Raw genomic sequence first — 532 nt, forward strand, 5'->3', positions numbered from 1 at the left:
CGCCGCTGGTGCGGCAGGCCGTGCCCGGCCTGCGGGTGGCGGTGGCCCAGAGCATGGAGGACTCGCTCACCCGCGAGGAAAGCAGCCATGGCGTGGGCCGCGCCGCGGCGTTGCAGCGCTGGCGCGCGCTCGCACAGTCCCTGTCCGACCTGCCGGCGTTCGCCGGCGTGGTCGTGCAGGCATGGGAAGATTTTGAAGGGGCCGCCCCGTGAAGATCCAGTTCGACATTCCGCCGGGTTCGGCGCAAGAGGCCAACGGCCTGCCGGTGCGCTACGCCGCCGCCAAGCGGCAGGTGCCGCGCTGGCGCTGGTACCTGCTGCTGGCCATGGTGCTTGCAGCGCCGGCCTACCTGCTGATGCGCTTTGCCATCGCCTACTGGTGGGAGACGGCGCCCGGCTTCGTCGTCACCGAGCAGGTGGCCGTGGGCGTGCACACCTCCGGGCGCGTGGCGCGCATTGTGGCCGTGGGCGAGACCGTGCCCGCGGGCCAGCCGGTGATGGTGCTGGAGCCGCCCACGGCCGCGGGGGCGCCG

2 pseudogenes are annotated in these 532 nt (G+C 73.7%); both read left to right on the forward strand.

Annotation, left to right across the window (positions count from 1 at the left end):
* Positions 1 to 212, forward strand: a pseudogene (locus AC27KI_RS27050) (TolC family protein); the annotation flags it as partial.
* Positions 209 to 532 (forward strand): annotated as a pseudogene (locus tag AC27KI_RS27055) (multidrug transporter); the annotation flags it as partial. The pseudogenes AC27KI_RS27050 and AC27KI_RS27055, both read left to right, overlap by 4 nt.

Source organism: Acidovorax sp. KPB24-03 (assembly GCF_057546605.1).